Below are 21660 nucleotides of genomic sequence, written 5' to 3'. Positions count from 1 at the left end.
ATCGAACGATGAGGTGACCCATGCCCGCCCACTCCCTGGCCCAAGGGCTCCGGCTCCCGGTCAACGGTCTCGACTACGCGATCCTGGCGGTCTACTTCGCCGTGGTCCTCGGCATCGGCTTCGCCGCCCGCCGCTCGGTCCGCACCAGCCTGGACTTCTTCCTCTCCGGCCGCTCGCTGCCCGCCTGGGTCACCGGACTCGCCTTCGTCGCCGCCAATCTGGGCGCGACCGAGATCCTGGGCATGGCGGCCAACGGCGCCCAGTACGGCGCGTACACCGTGCACTGGTACTGGATCGGCGCCATCCCGGCCATGGTCTTCCTGGGCCTGGTGATGATGCCGTTCTATTACGGGTCGAAGGTCCGCTCCGTCCCCGAGTTCCTGCTGCACCGCTTCGGGCCGGCCTCGCACCTGCTGTCGTCCGTCATCTTCGCCGTGTCCTCGGTGCTGATCGCGGGCGTCAACCTCTACGCGATGGCGATCGTGCTCCAGGCGCTGCTGGGCTGGCCGCAGTGGGTCGCGATCGTCGTCGCCGGCTTCTTCGTCCTCGCCTACATCACGCTCGGCGGGCTCTCCTCGGCCATCTACAACGAGGTGCTGCAGTTCTTCGTGATCCTGGCCGCGCTGATCCCGCTGACGGTCGTCGGCCTCAAGCGGGTGGGCGGCTGGGGCGGGCTGTCCGACTCCCTGACCGCCACGCACGGCGAGGACTTCCTCAGTGCCTGGGGCGGCACCGGCATCGGCCACGCCAACCCGCTGGGCGCCAACTGGCTGACCATCGTGCTCGGCCTGGGCTTCGTGATGAGCTTCGGCTACTGGACCACCAACTTCGCCGAGGTGCAGCGCGCCCTGTCCGCCAGGAACCTCAGCGCCGCCCGCCGCACGCCCCTCATCGCAGCCTTCCCCAAGATGTTCATCCCGCTGGTGGTGGTCGTGCCCGGCCTGATCGCCACGGTCATGGAGCCGGCCCTGGGCAAGCCCGGCAGCAGCCTCAGCTACAACGACGCGATTCCGGTGCTCATGCGCGACCTGCTGCCCAACGGCGTGCTGGGCGTGGCCGTCACCGGGCTGCTGGCCGCGTTCATGGCGGGCATGGCGGCCAACGTCTCGGCCTTCAACACGGTCTTCACCAATGACATCTGGGCCGCCTACGCCAAACGCGACCGCGAGGACGCCTACTACCTGAGGACCGGCCGGGTGGTCACCGCCGTCGGCGTCGTGGCCGGCATGGGGACGGCCTTCATCGCCTCCTCCTTCTCCAACATCATGAACTACCTGCAGACGCTGTTCTCGTTCTTCAACGTCCCGCTGTTCTGCGTCTTCATCATCGGCATGTTCTGGAAGCGCGCCACGGCCGCCGCGGGCTTCTGGGGGCTGCTGACCGGCACGGTCGCCGCGATGATCAACTACTTCTGGTTCTACAAGCAGGGCGTCATCGCCATCCCCTCCGACCAGGGCGCCAACTTCGTCTCCTCCATCGTCGCCTTCGCGGTCGGCGCCGTGGTGATGGGCGCGGTCTCGCTCTTCACCACGCCCAAACCCGCCGGGTCACTGGCCGGTTTGGTCTACGGGACCGTCTCGCCCGGCATGGCCGAGCCGCCCGCGGAGGGCGACGACGCCTGGTACCGCAGCCCCGCGCTGCTCGGCTGGGGCGCCGTGATCCTCGCCGCCGCCTGCTACATCCCCTTCTCCCTCTAACCCTTCAGCACCGTAAGGAGCCGGTCGTGAGCGAGTATGAGTACCAGCACGAGGTCGAGGAACTGGAACGCGCCTCCGCCACCGCCGCCCGCCTCTTCGACGTGCGGCGGATCATCGGCGGGCTGTTCACGCTCTACGGGCTGGTCGTCACCATCGCCGGGCTCACCGCCTCGGACGCCGACATCAAGAAGGCCCAGGGCATCAACCTCAACCTCTGGACGGGCGTGGGCATGCTCGCCCTCGGCCTGCTCTTCTTCCTGTGGCTCATCCTCCGCCCGACGCCCCCGCCGCCCCCCGCGCAGGACTAGCCGCGACACCGCTCGCGGCCCGGTCCAGCAGGCCCGTACGGGCCGCGAGCGCGGCCGCCTCCAGCCGGGACCCCACGCCGAGCTTCATCAGGACGCGCTGGACGTGCGTACGGGCGGTGCTCGGCGCTATCCCCATGCCCGCCGCGATCAGCCGGGTGTCCTCGCCCTCGGCTACCCGCACCAGCACCTCGACCTCGCGCGGGGTCAGCAGCTGCAGCAGCCGCGCGCCCTCGTCGTCCGGCTGGGCGGCGGGGTTGAGCAGCTCCGCAAAGGCGCCCTGCAGCAGCTGCGGGTCGACCGCGGCCTCGCCCGCGCGCGCCTTCATCATGGCCCGCTCGACGCCCTCGATGCGCTCGTTGTGCCGGACGTAGCCGGAGGCGCCCGCGGCGAAGGCCGCCGCGATGCCCAGCGGGCTCGGCACCGGGCCCAGCACCACCACCGCGACCTGCGGGCGCTCCCGCTTGATCCGCACGACCGGGTCGAAGGCGCCCGGCTCGGCCGGCGCGGCCGTGCCCAGCAGGCACACCTCGGGGGCCCGGCTCACCACCAGCTCGGCCGCGCCCGCACTCGGCGCGGCCGCCGCCAGCACCCGGTGCCCGCGCAGCTTCAACGCCGAAGCGAGCGCCTCGGCCAGCAGACGGTGGTCGTCGACCACCATGAGCCGCACGCCCATTGCGCTTCCCCCCTGTCGCCCGCCGCCGACTACTGTCGCCCGCGCACGTCTCCCCGGCACCCTCTTGCCCGGGAAGCTACACGCTTGTTCGACGTTCCGCGCCCCTTACCGGTGAGAAGTCCCCCGGAATGCCGAAATCCCTGCCAATCACGTGTACTTCGAGACTGAAACGGATCGTTCAGGCATGTACGCGCGACGGACAGGGATACGGCAGGGATACGGCGTGAGCCGCTCCTCAAACGATCAGTATCAGCTCCCGCCGAAGACCATCGCCAGGTACTCCTTGCCGAGGCTGTAGGAACGCGGCTTGTCGGCGAAGTCGTTGCCGAGGAAGAGCCGGTTCTGGACCCACAGGGCCTGGTGGCTGTCGGGCGACAGGTAGCCCTCAGCCTCGGCCGTGGAGGCCGGATTCTTCAGCAGCACATCGGTCTTGTACGTCTTCGGGTCGATCCGCACGACCTGGCCGCCCGCCTTGTAGGTGGCCGCCTGGTAGCCGATGACGTAGCCGTTCTTGTCCACCGACAGCGGCGTCAGCGTGGAGCCCGGCTGGCCCTCCGCCTTGCCCTTGGACTGGCCGCTGGCCAGGTCGAAGCCGACGACCTCGTTGACGCGGCCGACCTCCTGCGAATTGCCGCTCTGGTGCTCCTCGGTCGGCAGGTAGAGGGTGTCCTTGTCGATGGCGACCTTGGTGCAGCCCTCGACGTCGGTCGCCGGGCACTTCGGCGTGAACTTGCCGTTCTGCGTGGAGACCTTGCTGCGCAGCTTGCCGTCCTTGGCGCTGTCGTCGATCGCCAGGAAGTCGGAGGCGGAGCTGCCGGAGGAGTCGCCCGCGTCGACCGCGATGACCAGCGGGTCGGTGGACGCCACGTGCACGTACTGCAGGCCCGCGGGCACCTTGTAGGCGGACTTGACCGCGCCCGACTGCGGGTCGAGGGTCTGGACCTGCATCAGGGGGCGCGCGTAGTCGCCGCAGCGGCGCACCGCGACGAGCTTGGAGCCGCCCGCGTAGCCGTCGTCCTTGCAGTCGTCGCCCGGCTTGGGCTTCCACAGCTCCTTGCCGTCGAGCGACCAGGCGGCGCCGCCGCTGGTGCCGCCCGCCGCGATGGTGGTGCCGCCGATGGTCACCTCGTCGAAGCGGATGTCCTGGTCACCGGCCTTGGCGGAATTCTGCCAGAGCTTCTTGCCGCTGTTCAGGTCGAGCGCGACGACCTGGGTGCAGGGGCCGCCGTACTTCTGGTCGGAGCTGGGCTTGCCCGCCTTGACCAGGACGACCGTCTTGCCGTCGGCCGTGGCCCGATGGGAGGCCCAGCAGACCTCGCCGTCGAGCGGGATCTCCCACTTCTTGCCGCCGGACAGGTCGAAGCCGTCGATCTTGTACATGTCGACCTTGGCGAAGACCTGGTCGGTGGCCCACATGCCCTTGACGCCGACCAGGTCGTCGGCCTTGGGCTGGTCGACGCTGAAGAGCAGCTTGCCGTCGATGGTCTTGGGCTTCTCGTTGCCGCCGCCCGGACCGTCCTGCTGGCCGCCGCCGCCCTTGGCGGAGTTCTTGTGGGTGTCGTCCTTGCTGCCGGAGGTGGCGTACCAGACGCCGCCGCCGACGGCGAGGGTCAGCGCGACCGCGCCGCCGATGATGGCGATCATGCGCTGCTTGCCCTTGCCGCCGCCCGCCGGGGCGCCGTCGGGCACGCCGGGGTACATCGGCGGGGTCGGGTACGCGCCGTACTGCGGGGGCTGCGGGGGCTGGGCGCCGAAGGCCTGGGTGGGCATGTCCGGGCGGCCCGGCTGCGCGGGGTAGCCGTAGCCACCGGGGGCGGGCTGCGCCGGGTAGCCGTAGCCACCGGGAGGGGCACCGGGCGGCGGGGTCTGCGGGGCGCCCGCCGGCGGGGGCGGCAGCTGCGGGGAGACCTGCGTGGGCGGCGGGGTCTGCGGGGCACCCGCCGGCGGGGGCGGGGTCTGCGGATAGCCGTAGCCGGGCTGGGCCTGCGGGGGCGTGGCGGGCGGTGCGCCGAACCCGGGCGCCGGCTCCTGCGGCGATCCGAAGCCGCCCGGCTTGGCCGGAGGAACCCCCTGCGGGGGCTGGGGCGGCTGGGGCGGCTGTGACATCAGCTTTCCTCTTTACGCGCGGGACCACGGCCCGGCATCGGGTATGAATCCAGCCAGTGTGCGGCTGGCGAGCGGGTGTTCTTTGTATCACCCGGCTCTGACGGCGATTGGGCCGATCTCCGACGTATCCACCACCTGAGACCGGCCCGTGACGAGACTGTTGCGCCTTTTCACTCCTCGCGAAGCGCCTGACGGCCGCCCCGCGCGCCCGTGTTGACCGGCCGGCAGCCGCCACAGGTGGGCAACTCACCGGCCGGAGCGGTGTCTCACACGTCGTCGGCGAGCTCGAGCCAGCGCATCTCCAGCTCCTCCCGCTCGCCGGCCAGCTCCCGCAGCTCGGCGTCCAGCTTGGCGACCGCCTCGAAGTCGGTGGCCTGCTCGGCGATCCGCTCGTGGAGCTTGGTCTCCTGCTCGCTGATGCGGTCCAGGCGGCGCTCGATCTTCTGCAGCTCCTTCTTGGCCGCCCGGGTGTCACCGGCGGGCTTGGCCTTCGCGGCGGCGGCCGGGGCCGCGACCACGGCGGGCACCGCCGCGTCGATGACCTTCTGGCGCCGCTCCAGGTACTCGTCCAGGCCGCGCGGCAGCATCCGCAGCGCCCGGTCGCCGAGCAGCGCGAACACCCGGTCGGTGGTGCGCTCCACGAAGTACCGGTCGTGGCTGATGACGACCATCGAGCCGGGCCAGCCGTCGAGGAGGTCCTCCAGCTGCGTGAGCGTCTCGATGTCGAGGTCGTTCGTCGGCTCGTCCAGGAACAGGACGTTGGGCTCGTCCATCAGCAGCCGCAGGATCTGCAGCCGGCGCCGCTCACCGCCGGAGAGGTCGCCGACCGGCGTCCACTGCTTCTCCTTGGTGAAGCCGAACTTCTCGCACAGCTGCCCCGCCGTCATCTCCCGGCCCTTGCCGAGGTCGACGCGGTCGCGCACCTGCTGCACGGCCTCCAGCACCCGCTTGGCCGGGTCGAGTTCGCCGACCTCCTGCGAGAGGTAGGCCAGCTTCACGGTCTTGCCGACGGCCACCTTGCCCTTGACCGGCTGCTTCTCGCCCTGCGTGCGGGCTGCCTCGGAGAGGGTGCGCAGCAGCGAGGTCTTGCCCGCGCCGTTGACGCCGACGAGGCCGATCCGGTCGCCCGGGCCCAGCTGCCAGGTCAGGTGCTCGATCAGCACCTTCGGTCCGGCCTGGACGGTGACGTTCTCCAGGTCGAAGACGGTCTTGCCCAGCCGCGAGCTGGCGAACTTCATCAGCTCGGCGCTGTCGCGCGGCGGCGGCACGTCGGCGATCAGCTCGTTGGCGGCCTCGATGCGGAAGCGCGGCTTGCTGGTGCGGGCCGGAGCGCCGCGGCGCAGCCAGGCCAGCTCCTTGCGCATCAGGTTCTGCCGCTTGACCTCCTCGGTCGCGGCGATCCGCTCCCGCTCGGCGCGGGCGAAGACGTAGTCGCTGTAGCCGCCCTCGTACTCGTGCACGGCGCCGCGCTGCACGTCCCACATGCGGGTGCAGACCTGGTCGAGGAACCAGCGGTCGTGGGTGACGCACACCAGCGCCGAGCGGCGCGCGCGCAGGTGCCCGGCCAGCCAGGAGATGCCCTCGACGTCGAGGTGGTTGGTGGGCTCGTCCAGGACGATCAGGTCCTGCTCGCCGATCAGCAGCTTGGCCAGCGCGATGCGGCGGCGCTCGCCGCCGGAGAGCGGGCCGATGACGGTGTCGAGGCCGCTTTCGAAGCCGGGCAGGTGAAGGTCGCCGAAGAGGCCGGTCAGCACGTCGCGGACCTTGGCGTTGCCCGCCCACTCGTGGTCGGCCATGTCACCGATGACCTCGTGCCGGATGGTGGCGGCCGGGTCGAGGGAGTCGTGCTGGGTGAGCACGCCGAGCCGCAGGTGGCCGGCGTGGGTGACGCGGCCCTTGTCGGCCTCCTCCAGCTTGGCGACGATGCGGATGAGCGTGGTCTTGCCGTCGCCGTTGCGGCCGACCACGCCGATCCGGTCGCCCTCGTTCACGCCGAGGGAGATGCCGTCGAGCAGTGCACGGGTGCCGTACACCTTGTCGACGGCTTCCAGATTGACCAGGTTGGCTGCCATTCCGCTCCTCGCTCAGGGGACTCCCTCCAGGATCCCACGCCCGGCAGGGGGCCCTGTCTCAGCCCCTGGCGCAGGCCCCGGGCCCCGGCTCCGGCGCTCCCGGCCCTCCCCGCGCTCCCGCAGCTCCCGCAGCTCCCCGCACTCCCGGCGCTACCGATCTGTCGCCCGCGTCCCGCATGCCGCCGCCTCCACCAGGAGCCGGCCGGCCACGGCCATGAGGACAGCGGCGGGTGCGGCGGCCCCGGGGCGGTCAGCTCAGGACCGTGGCCCCCGGCACCGGCCCCGCCGCCACCCGCACCGCGCGGCACGTGCCGGAGCTCTGCAGTGCGTCGGCCACCTTTCGCGCCCCGGCCGCGTCCGGCACCAGGAACGCCGTCGTCGGCCCGGACCCGGACACCATGGCGGCCAGCGCACCCGCGCCGCGGCCCGCTTCCAGCGTCGCGGCGAGCGATGGCCGCAGCGACACCGCGGCATCCTGCAGGTCGTTGGACACGGCTGCCGCCAGCGCCTCGGCGTCGCCGGCGCGCAGTGCGTCCAGCAGGGCGGCCGATGCCTCCGGGGCGGGGATGTCCGCCGCCCCGCGCAGCCGGTCGCACTCGGCGTACACGGCGGGCGTGGACAGGCCGCCGTCGGCGACGGCGAAGACCCAGTGGAAGGCGCCTCCCACGGGGAGCGGCGTCAGCAGCTCGCCGCGCCCGCGCCCCAGCGCGGCACCGCCGACGAGGCTGAACGGCACGTCGCTGCCCAGCTCGGCGCAGATGCCCAGCAGCTCTTCGCGCGAGGCGCCGGTCCCCCACAGCGCGTCGCACGCGAGGAGCGCACCGGCCCCGTCCGCGGAGCCCCCGGCCATGCCGCCCGCGACCGGAATGTCCTTGTCGATATGGATGTGGACGTTTGCGTCCCGCCCGTAGCGGGCGGCCAGGGCGAGGGCCGCGCGGGCGGCCAGGTTGGAGTGGTCCAGCGGCACCTGGGCGGCGTCCGGCCCGGCGCAGGTCACCCGCAGCTCGTCGGCGGGGCGCACCGTCACCTCGTCGTGGAGCCCGACCGCGAGGAAGACGTTGGCCAGGTCGTGGTAGCCGTCGGAGCGCGGTCCGCCCACGGCGAGCTGGACGTTGACCTTGGCGGGGACGCGGACGGTGACGGAGCCGGTCACTGGGTGGCGCCCTTCTGCTCGGCGATGGCGACGAATTCGTGCACGGTCAGCGCCTCTCCGCGCGCCTGCGGCGAGACGCCCGCGGCGACGAGCGCGGCTTCGGCGGCGGCCGCCGACCCGGCCCATCCGGCCAGCGCGGCGCGCAGCGTCTTGCGGCGCTGGGCGAAGGCGGCGTCCACGACGGCGAAGACCTCGGCCTTGGTGGCGGTGGTCTTGATCGGCTCGGACCGGCGGACCAGCGAGACGAGGCCGGAGTCGACGTTGGGCGCGGGCCAGAAGACGTTGCGCCCGATGGATCCGGCCCGCTTGACCTCGGCGTACCAGTTGGCCTTGACCGAGGGCACGCCGTAGACCTTGTTGCCGGGCGCGGCGGCGAGCCGGTCGGCCACCTCGGCCTGCACCATCACCAGGGTGCGCTCGATGGTGGGGAACTGGTCGAGCATGTGCAGCAGCACCGGCACGGCCACGTTGTACGGGAGGTTGGCGACCAGGGCGGTCGGCTCGGGGCCGGGCAGTTCGGTGACGTGCATGGCGTCGCTGTGCACGAGCGCGAAGCGGTCGGCGCGGGCGGGCATGCGGGCGGCGATGGTCGCCGGCAGGGCCGCGGCCAGCACGTCGTCGATCTCCACGGCCGTGACCCGGTCGGCGGCCTCCAGCAGGGCGAGGGTCAGCGACCCGAGGCCGGGGCCGACCTCGACGACAACGTCGTCGGGGCGGACCTCGGCGGTCCGTACGATGCGCCGGACCGTGTTGGCGTCGATCACGAAGTTCTGGCCGCGCTGCTTGGTGGGGCGGACCCCGAGGGCGGCCGCCAGTTCGCGGATGTCGGCCGGGCCGAGCAGGGCGCCGGACTCGTCTGTGCTGGGGCTGGAGCTCACCCGTGAAGTTTACGGCCGCACACGGGCCAGGGGCTCGCCCCCCGGCTGACGTACAGCTTCTTGGCCCGCCGGGTCTGCTCGGAGGCGGGGGCGTCCTGCGGGCGGCCGTTGCCGCCGAGCGAGTGCCAGGTGTGGACGTCGAACTGGTAGAGGCCCCCGTAATTGCCCGAGGGGTCGACCGCGTCGGGGCGGCCGCCCGCCTCGCACTGGGCGAGGCTCTGCCAGTTCAGCCCGTCGGTGCCCTGCACGGAGGCGGGGTGGGCCTTGGTGCCCACCTTCACGATCTCGGTGCGGGGCTGTCTGACGACCTCCGAGGAGATCTTCCTGGGCTTCTGCTTGACGCCGTTGACGCTCCGCAGGGCGTAGGTGACGCGCTCGACGCCCTTCTCGCCGCGCTGGACGACGACCTCGGTGCCCTTGTAGAGCGAGGGGTCCTCGTGCCGCTCGGTGGCGAAGTCGATGGACTCCTCCTTGACCTCCTCGCCGCCCGTGATGCGCATGACGGAGATCGTCTGGCCTTCGCGGGGGAAGCTCTGCGGGTCGACGGAGGTGGTGTCCTCGCCGTGCAGGGTGATGCCGGCCTGTTCGATGGCCTCGCGGACGGTCGCGGCGTTGGTGCGGATGGTGCGCTCGCGCCCGTCCGCCATGAAGGTGACGGTCCGCTCGGTGCGTACGTCCAGGTCCAGGCCCGTGCGCCCGATGGGCGCGGAGCGCGAGGCGGACAGGTAGGCGCCCTCGGCGCGCACCCCGAGCTGGCGCAGGGCGCCGTCGACGGTGCGGGCGGTGGTCCACACCTGGCGGCGTTCCCCGTCGAGGGTGAGGGAGACGGGGCGGCCGTAGCGGACGATGACGCGGTCGCCGGAGGCCAGGTCGTGGTGGGTGCCGGGGGCGACGATGTCGTGCTCGCCGACGGTCATGCCCTGGTCGGCCAGCAGCTCGCCGACGTCGTCGGCGAAGGTGTGCAGGGTGCGGGGCTTGCCGTCGACGCTGAGCTGGACGGCCTTGTCGCTGGCGATGAAGGCGGAGGTGCCGCCCGCGAGGAAGGCCACGACGAGGGCCTGCGGCAGCAGGCGGCGCAGCGGCTCGGCCCGCTCCCCGGTGCCGGGGCGCCTGCGGCGCCCAGCGGCCCGGCGGGCGGCGCCGCGGCCGGGCGGGCCGGGCTCGGGGTCGTCGAGGGCGGCGGCGTCCTCGGGGAGGGCGTGGCCGGGTGCGTACAGCCCGGCCGGGGCCGTGGTCTGCCGGGGCAGCTGGGGCCGGCCGAAGGGGTCGCACGCCCCGGGGGACTCGTACGGCGGCTCGTAGGGCGCGGGCGCTGCGTAGGGCTCGTACGGCTCGTAGAGCGCGTGCGGTTCGAGAGACCCGTACGGCTCGTGCGGCGCGTACGGGTCGTACGGCAGCGCTTGGGTGGCAGCGCGGTGTGCAGCGTGGGGGCTGCCCTGTGCATGACTCACGACACTCCACTGGTCCGGCTAGGCCCGGGACTGTAGCGGAGCCGCCGTCACCGGCCAAAGTCGTATGGTCACACGGTGTCGCGAAATCTCGGCGTCAGTAACCGAAGGCGCGTGCGGTATTGGCGGAGACCGCCGTGGCCAGGGCGTCTTCGTGGACCCCCTTCACTTCGGCCATCGCGCGCAACGTGACCGGAATGAGGTAGGGCGCATTGGGCCGTCCGCGATACGGCATCGGGGTCAGGAAGGGTGCGTCGGTCTCGACGAGGACCCGGTCCATGGGCGCCACGGCGAGGGCGTCGCGCAGGTGCTGCGCATTCCTGAACGTGATGTTTCCGGCGAAGGACAGGTAATAGCCCGCGGCCGCACAGATTTTGGCCATTTCGGCATCGCCGGAGTAGCAGTGGAAGACGACGGTCTCGGGCGCGCCCTCCTCCTCCAGCACGCGCAGGACGTCGTCGTGGGCGTCGCGGTCGTGGATGACCAGGGCCTTGCCGTGCCGCTTGGCGATGTCGATGTGGCGCCGGAAGGAGTACTCCTGCGCGGCCGCGCCCTCGGGCCCGGTGCGGAAGTAGTCGAGGCCGGTCTCGCCGACGCCTCGCACCTGCGGCAGGGCCGCGAGGGCGTCGATCTCGGCCAGGGCCTCGTCCAGGGCGCGGTCACCGCCCGCCGGCCGGGGGGCCGGATGTCCGGAGCCCTCCACGCCGTGCACGATGCGGGGCGCCTCGTTGGGGTGCAGGGCCACCGTGGCCCAGACGTTCTCCCAGTCGGCGGCCGTCTGTGCCGCCCAGCGGGAGCCGGCGAGGTCGCATCCCACCTGGATGACGGTCGTGACGCCCACGGACGCGGCCTTGGCCAGGGCGTCCTCCACGGCGTCGCCCTGCATGTCCAGGTGGGTGTGCGAGTCCGCGACCGGCACGTTCAGCGGTGCCGGGAGCGGCGGAGGGACGTCCTTGCCGCCGTCCTTCTTCCGCTCGCCGCCGACCGGACCGCTGTTCGATGCTGTTGCCGCCATGACCGCGATTCTAGAGATCGCGCGGAGCGGGGCTCACTTCCGGTGGAAGGGCTTCAGGAGATCCGAGAGGTGCCAGTGGTGGCCGCGCTCGTGCGGCTGGTGCGAACCGCCGCTCTGCAGCGGGCCGGTGGTGGCCTGGGGCACGATCGAACGTCCGGAAATGTGCAGGACGTTGGCGATGACGGAGACCTGGCCGGACCGCATGATGCGGACCACGTGCTCACCGCAGTTGATGCACGTCGGGCGGGTCAGCGGGGACGGCACGCGCTCGCCGTCCGCGTAGTACGTCACGAAGGGCTGACCCTCGGCGTCCACGTGGTGCCGTATTTCGTACGACTGTTCCCAGCTGTACGCGCACCTCATGCAGGTGAAGGCGTAGGACTCGTGTGCCGCCTCGAAGGCCGCCGCGCTCTGCTCGGTCACGGTGCGCGGACGGGGGGCGGGCTGGACACCGCTCGGGGTTCCTGCGGTCTCGCTCATGGCAGCTCCTCTTGCCCGATGGACAAGTCTCTCCGGGACCGGACGTCCCACAACAAGGGAACGCCCATCCCGGCGACGGCGCAGCAGCCTGACCCGCGAATTGGGACAAACTTGGCGGCTTCATGTCCTGAGGTGTTGGCTGCCAGGTCCAAGCTTTGCTTTTCAGGTTAGCCCTTTACCTTACGGTGAGACCTACTGTGCGGCATTTTTTGCCGCTACGACCGCATCGAACACATCCCTCTTGGGCAGGCCTGTTTCGGCCGCGACGGCCGCGATCGCCTCCTTGCGGCGCTCCCCCGCCTCTTCCCTGATCCGCACCCGGCGGACCAGCTCCGCGGCGTCGAGCTCATCGGGGCCGCGCTCGGGGGCGCCCTCCACGACGATGGTGATCTCGCCGCGCACGCCCTCGGCCGCCCACTCGGCGAGCTCCTTGAGCGGGCCGCGCTTGACCTCCTCGTACGTCTTGGTCAGCTCCCGGCACACGGCGGCCCGGCGGTCCTCGCCCAGCACCTCGGCCATCGCGGCGAGGGTGTCGTCGAGGCGGTGCGGGGCCTCGAAGTAGACGAGGGTGCGCCGCTCGTCGGCCACCTCGCGCAGCCTGCCGAGCCGCTCGCCCGCCTTGCGCGGCAGGAAGCCCTCGAAGCAGAACCGGTCCACGGGCAGCCCCGAGACGGCCAGCGCAGTCAGCACGGCCGACGGGCCCGGCACGGCGGTCACCTTCACGCCCCGCTCGACGGCGGCGGCGACCAGCCGGTAGCCGGGGTCGGAGACGGAGGGCATCCCGGCGTCGGTCACCAGCAGCACCCGCGCCCCGCCGACCAGCGCCTCGACCAGCTCGGGGGTGCGGGCCGACTCGTTGCCCTCGAAGTACGACACCACCCGCCCGGTGGTGTGCACCCCCAGCGCCTGCGTCAGCCGACGCAGCCGCCGGGTGTCCTCGGCGGCGATCACCTCGGCCGCGCCGAGCTCGGCGGCGAGCCGCGGGGGCGCGTCGGCGACGTCGCCGATGGGGGTTCCTGCGAGTACGAGCGTTCCAGTCACCCCTCCATCCTCGCAGGCTACGGACGGGCGACGAGCGTGATGTCCCGCTCGGTGGTGGCGAGGACGTGCGGCACGGGGATCCCCTGCCGGTTCCGTTCCAGCCACAGCAGGCTGGCATCGGCCTGCACGCCGCCGGGCCCCCGCGGCGTCTGGTTGGCGTGCCCGGTGTTCCGCCACCGGTGCGCCTTGCCGTCGCACACCGCGGTGCTCCCGCCGACCCCGGAGGACTGCAGGCCCTGCCTGATGTTGCTCCCGACGAAGACACTGCCGGGCTTGGCCGGTGCCGAGCACCGGTAGCTGCCGGAGAGGGTCACGGCCCCTTCGGCATCCACCCAGCCGCTCCGGTCGACACCGACGCTGTTGGCGGGCGGCGGAGCGGCGAGCGCGGCCATGGGCGCGGGGAGGAGGGGGACGAGGCCGACGGTGCTTGCGGTGGCGGCGAGACGGAACGCCTTGAAGGTCAGCATGCGCGTAGGCATACCGGATCCCGCGGGGCGGACCCCCGAACGTCACCCGGTCGGGGGCGCGTCCGGCAGCGGAAGCCGCCAGTCCTCGTGCGGGGTGGCCCGCTCCCACACGGCCTCGAATGCCGACGCGCAGAGTTTTACGACCGCCGGGTCATCGAGCATTTCCCCGCCAGTCGAAGCGCCGTCCCCGGTGAAGTGGCTGAACCTCACCAGCCGGTCGTCGAATCCGGGAACGCTCATGCTTTGGCCTCCGCGACGGCGCGAGCCCGGTCCGTGAGGTCGCGCACTGCGCGGGTTCTCCCGTACGGGCGGATACGGCGCCACATGGCGGTGAAGTGCTCGTCGCCGCGAGCCGTGGACAGCTGAACGTAGTCATCGAGGAAGGCATGCCACGTGGCGCATGCCGCCTCCACGTGGCCGAGCTCGAATTGGCGCTGCGCGAGCAGGGCGTTGGAATGCAGGCGGCCCTGGCGCTCCTGCCGCGGCTGGACCTTGAGGCATTCCTGCATCGCCTGGACCGAACCCTTGAGGTCCTTGAATTCGTAGAGCACGTGCGAGACGTGGAATTGGTAGGCACTGGCGTCGTACCCGCCGATGGCTTCCCGCCGGGAGTCGGCCTTGGACAGCGCCGATTCCGTCTCGTGGAGGCGGGCGAAGGCGGTATGCCGGTCGCCGTTCATCGACGCGGCGTGCGCCTGCTGGCCCGCGAGAAAGGCCCGCAGGCGCGGCCCGGCCTTGGGCGAGGCTTCGGCAGCGGCGTCGGCGAGCTGGAGCGCTTTGGTGCCGTAGCCGAGATGGGACGCCTGCAGACTCATGCCGCGCAGGGTGCGGCAGTACGTGATGTGGTCCTCCGCTGCTCCCGCGAGCTTGAGCGCCTTTGTGTAGTAGCGCTGGCCGAGTCCGTGTTCGCGTTCGTACATCGCCATCCAGCCGGTGAGGTAGACGAGGTCGGAGGCGGCGGCGAGCATGTCTTTGCGGACCTTCTCGGGAGCCGACGCCTTGAGGTATGGGGCGACGGTGTTGACCAGGAAGGCCGCCGCCATGGGGCGGGCGTGGCCGCCGCCGAGCTCGTCGAGGATGTCGGCGATCTTCTCGGTCATCGTGCGGACGGTGGCGACCTCGCCCGCGCCGATGCGGGTGGTGCGGCGGGTGGAGCCCGAGCGCTCCATACGGCCCACGAGGTCGGGGAAGAGCGGGATGGCCAACGCCGCGGAGTACATGCCCGCGGTGAGCAGGCCCCTGCGGGAGGGGTCCATGTCGGCCCTGCCGACGTCGACGAGCTCTTCGAGGGTGTTCTCGCCGCCGTCCGTTCCCGCGGCAGCGAGACCGGCCTCCGCATGCGTGACCGGCCGTTTCAGCCGCCGGGAGAGCGCCTCCAGGATGACGGCCCTGACCGGCCGCCGCGGCATCGTCCCGGACAGCCAGTGCGACACGGCCGACTGGTCGTAGCGAAGGACCAGCCCGGCTTCGATGCCGGTCCGGTTCACGGACGCCGCGAACTGGCTGCGTGACCATTTCGCTTCGTCCAGGAGGTGGGCCAGCCCGGCGTTCGGGGTGCGTGGGTTGCTCGCCATGCTTCAACTCCCGCCGACTTTCATGGCTTTCACGTTCACGCGTCCTCCTCACGGTACCGGGTGCGGCCGTCGCGGCAGTTACCTCTGTGCACGCATGGATCGCCACGAGGGAGTCAAGCAATGAGCCAGGCCAAGTCCGGTCCGGAAGCCGGTCACACCGTTGCCGAGGTGTCGCAGTACCTCGCCGAAGTCATCGGCCGCGGGCTGGCCTCGCCCGTTGCGCTGCCCCGCGCGGAGGAGGTCACAGAGGTCACCGAGCGGCTGCGGGGCTTCCTGGTGCGGCTGGTGTCGGAGGCCGAGGAGCACATCGGCGGCATGGACCGGGGCACCCCCCAGTGGTACCTGGCGCAGACCGCGGTCGACGCGGCCCGCCGGGAGCTCGGCGCCGGGCCCGGCCCGGGGCTGCGCTCGGCCGTCCTGCACATGCAGAACCTCGGCCGGGCCTGTCACCACCTGCGTGGGGTCCTGCTGGAAGGCACGAACACATGACGGCCGTCCCGGCACGGCCGGGCACTCCGTGCAGAGCCCTCGACCCGTGAGCGGCCGCCACCCAGTGGATGGAACCGGTATCTCGTTGGCAACCAGGGAGGCAGCTGCAGCACGCTGGTACCCAACTGAAAGGGGGCGCCCACTGGTTGCAGTGCGCCGAGCGAGTGCTTCTCACTCTGGTCGCGCGCCCCCGCATCAGCAGACGAGTTGTCCCCGTCTCTCGCGAAATACGCTGAGCAGACCCACGGGGTGCTACTTATCTATTACGTAGGCCACGGCCGGCTCTCAATGCAAGGCGAACTATGCTTGACCGTCAGCACTACGCAAAGCGATTACCCCGCGATCACCGGCATCCGGTGGTCCACCCTCGCCGATGCCATGCACACCAGCCCGGCCCGCGTGCGTATAGCGATCCTCGACTGCTGCTTCGCCGGCCAAGCCATCGAGGCCCTCGCTGACAATACCGACACCGCCGTCGCCGACATCGTTCACGTTGAGGGCGTTTACACCCTCACTGCGACCACCCGCAATCGCACGGCGCACCAACCGCCACGCGAACAACAAGCGACGGCGTGCACATCCTTCACCGGCGAACTCGTCGACCTGATCCGCTCGGGCATTCCGGACGGACCTGCGGACCTCACCCTGGGTGCGATCTATCCCGCCCTGCGCAGCCGTCTTTCCGCTCGTGGATTGCCACAGCCCAACCAGCGGGGCACCGACCTCGCCGACCACTATGTCCTGACCCGCAACGCCTGGTACACAAAGGCCCACTGGTTCAGCCAACAGAGCGTTCACGCAGCACCCTCAGCGATCAGCGCGAGTTACGGCGGACCCAACCAGGGTGTCACATGGAAGGACTGACGATCTGGGGAGGGATGAAACTACGGCGAACACGAGCGCTCCGTAGCTCCTTTCCAAACGTCAGCCAGTACCGCAAATGACGCACGTTCCACTCCGTGCAGGGGGTCGGCCAAGACCAGCCGGACACCTCCGCCGCATGGCGCAATCCGGGGTGCGCGGGCACCGCGGCGCCTGCAACTTGGAATCGTGCGCATGGCGAAGAAGTGGTGGTTTCTGACCGCGGCGGGCCTGGTCGTCACTGCGGGCGAGTTTGCCTGGCTCGGCTCCGAGGACGCCAACGGCGCATTGACGTACGCCGGACGCCTCACCGGGGTCGCGCTGATCTGCGCGGCCCTGCTGGAGCTCATTGCAGCCAGCGCACTCGCCGATTGCCGCAATACACGAGGTCAACTGTTTCGCTACTCTCCTGCGGCGGTTCTCCTCGGCGTGCTCGCATCCTTCCTCGTCAACATCGCGCTTCTTGTTCTGCATATCGAGAGCTTCAGCTACAGCCGCTACTTGTGGTTTTGGCTGCCCATGACCACCTGGTCCGCCTGGACTCTCCATCTACTCTACAAACAGTACAGACAATGCAGGTTCCGGATCCCGAAGATCAAAGCGCTTATAGCCGGCGTCGGCGTCACGGCTCTCATCGCAATCGCCAACTTCGGATACACGCAGATCTACCAGCCGTACACCACGCCCGCACTGATCTCCACAACCGTGGAACTCGGGCCGGCACAAATCAAGGGCGGAGTGGTCACGGTACCGGTCCGGGTGAGTTCGAAAAATACCGGCAACGTGGGGGTCTACGTACTGGGCTCTCTTTACCAGGTGACAGCCGGGAGGGCCGCCTACACCGACAAGGCTCGAACCACTCCAGAATGGCAGCAGGACATCAATAACGGCCGGACCGATCTGCTGCGGTACGAGGACGAGGGCAATCGAGGGTACGAACTGCTTGCGCAAGGCCGGATCATGCGACAAGGACGCAAACTCGACCCGGGCTCGGAAGTGACGTCGGAAAAGGTCATCCAATTCCCGCTGGCCAGCTCCTACGACACCCTGAATGCCACCGGCGACGTCGTTTACATGCGCAGAGACCGTGTAGTCCTCGACAGCGACGAGTACGCACAATCAGGGCGGAGCTCATGGCACAAGGACAACAGCCAGGCCAAGGAGCTCCAGCCGCCAGGATGGGTTGCAAACAAAGACACGAAGACCTTTAAGTACCAATCCCCCATCATCCACAGCAATGCACTGCTCGAATACACCCGGAGCAGCAGAAGCGTCACGTTGTGGTGGGTGCTCGAAGAACCAAAACGAACCTGGATCGGCCCCTACCTGGTGGCCACCGTCACGCCGGAGGGCGATGAGAACGCAAAGCCGGACCCGGCCCTCCCCCAACAGCTCTCCGACGAATACGGCCTGGACCACTCCTCAAGCGGTCGCGCCCAGAAGACCGTGCAGCAGCTCACCAGCGGCGCCAAACCGAGCTGACCGCGCCGCGCGCCCGCCACCGCCGAGCCGGGCGGATCACGTGGCCGCATCCGCCCTCGCAGGCTCGCAGCCGCTGCGGGGGCGGGGGTCGGCTCCGGGGCCGGGTCCGGCATTTCGCGGAGGAGGCGGTTGCGGGTCAGGGCCGCCGGGGAGTGGACCTTGGGCGGCAGGCCGTCCGTCCAGGCGCAGCTTGCGCTCCCTGTGCGAGACCGACGCCAGCGCTGCCGCGCCGCGCTCGGCCGGCGGGTGGGGAGGGTGGGAGGTGTTCTCCCCAGAGCTTCACAAGGTGGCCGACGCCGCGCCCCCGGGACTCGCACAGGGTGGTTCCTTACGATGGCGCGGTGACCAGTGACACCGCGACGCAAGGCCGGCAGGGCCCGACGGCAGGCGAGCAGCAGCCCCCGTGGCAGCGCAGACTGCGCCGGTTCGGCTACTTGGGCCGCACCGGCGCGCAGCCCGACGTGCGGGAGCGGCTCGTGCCGCCGTATCCCGAACCCGGGACGCGGCTGTGGACGGCGGCGGGGGCGACCCCGGCCGCCGCGCGGGTGCTGGCGCGCTCCATGGGGTGGGCGGGGCCGCTGCTCGTCGCCCTCTTCGCGGGGCTGCTGCGGTTCTGGCACCTCGGCAGCCCGAACGCCGTGATATTCGACGAGACGTACTACGCCAAGGACGCCTGGGCGCTGTGGAAGTACGGCTACGAGGTCAACTGGCCCAAGGAGGCCAACGACCAGATCATCGCCGGGCACACCGGCGTCACCGACGCCGCCGCCTACGTCGTGCACCCGCCGGTGGGCAAGTGGGTCATCGGCATCGGCGAGTGGCTGTACGGACTGACGCCGTACGGCTGGCGGTTCATGGTCGCGCTGCTCGGCACGCTGTCGGTGCTGATGCTGTGCCGGATCGGGCGGCGGCTGTTCCGCTCCACCTTCCTGGGGTGCCTGGCGGGCGGCCTGATGGCCGTCGACGGGCTGCACTACGTCATGAGCCGCACGTCGCTGCTCGACTCGGTGCTCGTCTTCTTCGTGCTGGCGGCCTTCGGCTGTGTGCTGGTCGACCGGGACAAGGCGCGCGCCCGGCTGGCGGCCGCGCTCCCCGAGGACCCGGACGGCGCGGGCGCGCTGCCGGACGCCGAGGTCGGCGACGGGCTGCGGCTGGGCCTGCGGCCGTGGCGGCTGGCGGCCGGGCTGTTCCTGGGGCTGGCGTTCGCGACGAAGTGGAACGGCGCGGTCTATCTGGCGGCGTTCGGGCTGATGACCGTCCTGTGGGACGTCGGCTCGCGGCGCCTGGCGGGCGCCCGCCGCCCATGGATCTCCACGCTGCGGCGCGACGTGCCGTGGGCGTTCCTGTCGACCGTGCCCGTGGCGATCGGCGTCTACCTCGCCTCCTGGACCGGATGGTTCGCCAAGAGCGGTACGTACAGCCAGAGCCTGGGCTGGCAGCACAGCGGCTTCTACCGGCACTGGGCCGAGACCGACGGCGGCCAGAGCTCCGACGGCTTCCTCGCCGGGATCCTCAACCCGCTGCGCAGCCTGTGGCATTACGAGCACGAGGTGTGGAAGTTCAACACCAACCTCACCTCGCCGCACACGTACATGTCCAACCCCTGGAGCTGGCTGGTCCAGGGCCGCCCGGTGTCGTACTTCTACGAGTCGCCCGCGCCCGGCCACGACGGCTGCCCGGTGAACACGGCCGACAAGTGCGCCCGCGAGGTCCTGGCGCTGGGCACCCCGCTGCTGTGGTGGACGGCGTGCTTCGCGGTGCTGTACCTGCTCTACCGGTGGGCCTTCCGGCGCGACTGGCGGGCCGGCGCGGTGGTGGGCGCGGTGGCGGCCGGCTATCTGCCGTGGTTCCTCTACCAGGAGCGGACGATCTTCGTCTTCTACGCGGTGGTGTTCGTGCCGTTCCTCTGCCTCGCGGTGGCCATGATGATCGGGGCGATCCTCGGGCGGCCGGGCTCCTCGGAGCGGCGGCGCGTGGTGGGCGCGGTCGGCGCCGGGACGCTCGTCCTGCTCATCGCCTGGAACTTCATCTACTTCTTCCCGATCTACACGGGCCAGCCGATCCCCATGGACGCCTGGCGGAGCCGGATGTGGCTCGACACCTGGATCTGAGTGCGGGCCCCGGGCGGCGCCCGACTCGCGCGCCGATACGTTTCGGCCGCTTCGCGCCGTGCGTCACTCCTCTCCCGTAAAGTGCCAACGGGCTTTTAATCATCCGATTAAAAGACGTGGGGAGGGGATCGGGACATGCACAAGGGCGCGAAGATCGCAGTCGGTGTCGTCGCCGCGGCCGTGGTGGGGGCGGGCGGGCTGGGCGCCTACTACCTCGTCGACGCGGTCGCGAGCGACGGCGGGGGCGGCTCGTCGCACACGGAGGCGGCGCCGGCCGAGACCGGACCGCCGACCGCGGCCGAAGTCGAGAGAACCGCACGGGACTTCCTCGCCGCCTGGGCGGCGGGCGACACGGCCAAGGCCGCGGGTCTGACCGACGACGCGGCGGCGGCCACCACCGCCCTCACCGGCTACCGGGCCGCCGCGCACGTGGAGAAGGTGGCGTTCAAGCAGGGCGCGGCGACGGGCGCCAAGGTGCCCTTCTCCGTCACCGCCGAGGTCGTCTACGGCAAGCAGCGCTCCACGTGGACGTACGACAGCGCGCTCTCCGTCGTCCGAGGCAGGACCGGCACCGGGCGGGCCCTCGTCGGCTGGCAGCCGAGCGTGGTGCATCCGCAGCTGACCGCCGGTCAGTCGCTCAAGACGGACGTCACCCAGGCGGCGCAGATCACGGCCGTCGACCGGGAAGGCCGCGAGCTGGACGCCAAGGACTACCCCTCGCTGGCACCGGTCCTGCCCGAGCTGCGCAAGCGGTTCGGGGAGAAGGCGGGCGGCGAGGCGGGGGTGGAGGTCCGGGTGGAGACGGCGGGACAGCCGGCTTCCGCTTCCACGCCGGCTTCCGCTTCCACGCCGAGTTCCGCGCCGAAGACGCTGCACGTCGTCTCCAAGGGCAAGCCCGGCAAGCTGCGCACGACGCTGGACGCGAACGTGCAGCGGGCGGCCGAGACGGCCGTCAGCGGGCACGCCGACGCGTCCGTGGTGGCGGTGAAGCCAAGTACGGGCGAGATCCTCGCCGTCGCCAACTCGAAGAAGACGGACTTCAACGCGGCGCTGCACGGGCAGACCGCGCCCGGCTCCACGATGAAGATCGTCACGTCGGCGATGCTGCTGGAGCAGGGCAAGGCCACGCCGGGCAAGCCGCTGCCGTGCCCGAAGAACGCCACGTACGGCATGACGTTCCACAACGTCGAGGACAGCGAGAACCCCGGCGCCACCTTCGCGCAGGACTTCGCGGCCTCGTGCAACACGGCTTTCATCTCGCTGGCCGGCCAGGTCTCCGACGACGCGCTCGCCGCCGAGGCGCGGGACGTCTTCGGGCTGGGCCTGGAGTGGAAGAGCGGCATCACGACCTTCGACGGCCGGGTGCCGTCCGACAGCGGGGCAGGCAAGGCGGCCGCGATGATCGGGCAGGGCCGGGTGCAGATGAGCCCGCTCAACATGGCGTCGGTGGCGGCGACCGTGCGCAACGGCTCGTTCCGGCAGCCGTACCTCGTCGACCCGTCCGTGGACGGCCGGGAGCTGGCGAAGGCGCCGCGCGCGCTCCCGGGGCCGGTGGCCGACAACCTGCGCTCGATGATGCGGCTCACCGCACTGTCGGGTACGGGCCGCAAGGCGATGGCCGGGCTCGGCGGGGACGTGGGTGCGAAGACCGGCTCGGCCGAGGTCGACAACCAGACGGCGCCCAACGGGTGGTTCACCGCCTACCGGGGCGACGTGGCGGCGGCCGCAGTCGTGCCGCAGGGCGGGCACGGGGGCGACTCGGCGGGCCCGATCGTGGCGGCTGTGCTGCGGGCCGGCTGACGGAC

Annotated in this window: 18 protein-coding genes and 1 pseudogene; 7 read left to right on the top strand and 12 right to left on the bottom strand. The window is 71.1% G+C overall.

Annotated elements, in window-relative coordinates:
• Positions 1 to 20: 20 nt before the first annotated feature.
• Positions 21 to 1697 carry a sodium:solute symporter family protein gene (locus FHS39_RS18930; RefSeq protein WP_184350520.1) on the top strand — a complete coding sequence of 559 codons (1677 nt, stop codon included), beginning with the start codon at positions 21 to 23 and terminating at the stop codon, positions 1695 to 1697.
• A 26-nt stretch (positions 1698 to 1723) separates the two neighbouring features.
• A complete protein-coding gene (locus FHS39_RS18925; RefSeq protein ID WP_184350519.1) occupies positions 1724 to 2005 on the top strand; it encodes a hypothetical protein in 282 nt (93 codons plus the stop codon).
• Here FHS39_RS18925 and FHS39_RS18920 read toward each other — a convergent pair.
• The 12 genes from FHS39_RS18920 to FHS39_RS18865 all read right to left on the bottom strand — a co-directional run bounded on the left by FHS39_RS18920 (position 1962) and on the right by FHS39_RS18865 (position 14912).
• Positions 1962 to 2678, bottom strand: coding sequence for a response regulator transcription factor (locus tag FHS39_RS18920; protein ID WP_184350518.1), 717 nt, complete (start codon positions 2676 to 2678; stop codon positions 1962 to 1964). The genes FHS39_RS18925 and FHS39_RS18920 overlap by 44 nt on opposite strands.
• 249 nt (positions 2679 to 2927) lie before the next feature.
• Positions 2928 to 4784 (bottom strand): PQQ-binding-like beta-propeller repeat protein, encoded by a 1857-nt coding sequence (locus tag FHS39_RS18915; protein ID WP_184350517.1) that lies wholly within the window; start codon positions 4782 to 4784, stop codon positions 2928 to 2930.
• Between the two features lie 266 nt (positions 4785 to 5050).
• A complete protein-coding gene (locus FHS39_RS18910; protein WP_184350516.1) occupies positions 5051 to 6856 on the bottom strand; it encodes an ABC-F family ATP-binding cassette domain-containing protein in 1806 nt (601 codons plus the stop codon).
• Between the two features lie 250 nt (positions 6857 to 7106).
• Positions 7107 to 8009, bottom strand: coding sequence for a 4-(cytidine 5'-diphospho)-2-C-methyl-D-erythritol kinase (locus FHS39_RS18905; protein WP_184350650.1), 903 nt, complete (start codon positions 8007 to 8009; stop codon positions 7107 to 7109).
• Complete coding sequence (rsmA, locus tag FHS39_RS18900; RefSeq protein WP_184350515.1) at positions 8006 to 8887, bottom strand: 16S rRNA (adenine(1518)-N(6)/adenine(1519)-N(6))-dimethyltransferase RsmA; 882 nt, start codon at positions 8885 to 8887, stop codon at positions 8006 to 8008. Before rsmA ends, FHS39_RS18905 begins: the two co-directional genes overlap by 4 nt.
• The gene (locus FHS39_RS18895; protein ID WP_184350514.1) at positions 8884 to 10338 is read right to left on the bottom strand and encodes a ubiquitin-like domain-containing protein; all 1455 of its coding nucleotides are present in this window, start codon (positions 10336 to 10338) and stop codon (positions 8884 to 8886) included. Before FHS39_RS18895 ends, rsmA begins: the two co-directional genes overlap by 4 nt.
• A gap of 94 nt (positions 10339 to 10432) precedes the next feature.
• Entirely contained in the window at positions 10433 to 11350 is a 918-nt protein-coding gene (locus FHS39_RS18890) for a TatD family hydrolase (RefSeq protein WP_184350513.1), read from the bottom strand.
• Positions 11351 to 11383: 33 nt separating this feature from the next.
• Positions 11384 to 11830 (bottom strand): hypothetical protein, encoded by a 447-nt coding sequence (locus tag FHS39_RS18885; RefSeq protein ID WP_184350512.1) that lies wholly within the window; start codon positions 11828 to 11830, stop codon positions 11384 to 11386.
• A 192-nt stretch (positions 11831 to 12022) separates the two neighbouring features.
• Positions 12023 to 12871, bottom strand: coding sequence for a 16S rRNA (cytidine(1402)-2'-O)-methyltransferase (rsmI, locus tag FHS39_RS18880; protein WP_184350511.1), 849 nt, complete (start codon positions 12869 to 12871; stop codon positions 12023 to 12025).
• 17 nt (positions 12872 to 12888) lie between these two features.
• Positions 12889 to 13350: a DUF6299 family protein gene (locus FHS39_RS18875; protein ID WP_184350510.1), complete on the bottom strand. Its 462-nt coding sequence runs from the start codon at positions 13348 to 13350 to the stop codon at positions 12889 to 12891.
• 30 nt (positions 13351 to 13380) lie between these two features.
• Positions 13381 to 13578 (bottom strand): DUF6879 family protein, encoded by a 198-nt coding sequence (locus tag FHS39_RS18870; RefSeq protein WP_184350509.1) that lies wholly within the window; start codon positions 13576 to 13578, stop codon positions 13381 to 13383.
• On the bottom strand, positions 13575 to 14912 hold the full coding sequence (locus FHS39_RS18865) for an NsdA family TPR-like regulatory protein (protein ID WP_184350508.1): 1338 nt from the start codon (positions 14910 to 14912) through the stop codon (positions 13575 to 13577). Before FHS39_RS18865 ends, FHS39_RS18870 begins: the two co-directional genes overlap by 4 nt.
• Before the next feature lie 120 nt (positions 14913 to 15032).
• Here FHS39_RS18865 and FHS39_RS18860 point away from each other — a divergent pair, with 120 nt between their 5' ends.
• The 5 genes and pseudogenes from FHS39_RS18860 (at position 15033) to FHS39_RS18840 (ending at position 21655) form a co-directional block, all read left to right on the top strand.
• The gene (locus FHS39_RS18860) at positions 15033 to 15401 is read left to right on the top strand and encodes a DUF6415 family natural product biosynthesis protein (RefSeq protein WP_184350507.1); all 369 of its coding nucleotides are present in this window, start codon (positions 15033 to 15035) and stop codon (positions 15399 to 15401) included.
• A gap of 195 nt (positions 15402 to 15596) precedes the next feature.
• A pseudogene (locus tag FHS39_RS18855) lies at positions 15597 to 16265 on the top strand (caspase, EACC1-associated type); the annotation flags it as partial.
• Between the two features lie 192 nt (positions 16266 to 16457).
• Positions 16458 to 17744: a hypothetical protein gene (locus FHS39_RS18850; RefSeq protein WP_184350505.1), complete on the top strand. Its 1287-nt coding sequence runs from the start codon at positions 16458 to 16460 to the stop codon at positions 17742 to 17744.
• Between the two features lie 341 nt (positions 17745 to 18085).
• Positions 18086 to 19855 carry a phospholipid carrier-dependent glycosyltransferase gene (locus FHS39_RS18845; protein ID WP_184350504.1) on the top strand — a complete coding sequence of 590 codons (1770 nt, stop codon included), beginning with the start codon at positions 18086 to 18088 and terminating at the stop codon, positions 19853 to 19855.
• Positions 19856 to 19990: 135 nt separating this feature from the next.
• Positions 19991 to 21655: a penicillin-binding transpeptidase domain-containing protein gene (locus FHS39_RS18840; RefSeq protein WP_184350503.1), complete on the top strand. Its 1665-nt coding sequence runs from the start codon at positions 19991 to 19993 to the stop codon at positions 21653 to 21655.
• The last annotated feature ends 5 nt before the right edge of the window (positions 21656 to 21660 follow it).

It is taken from the genome of Streptomyces olivoverticillatus (genome assembly GCF_014203555.1).
GTDB classification, from domain to species: domain Bacteria; phylum Actinomycetota; class Actinomycetes; order Streptomycetales; family Streptomycetaceae; genus Streptomyces; species Streptomyces olivoverticillatus.
This window is presented reverse-complemented; position numbering and strand designations above follow the sequence as displayed.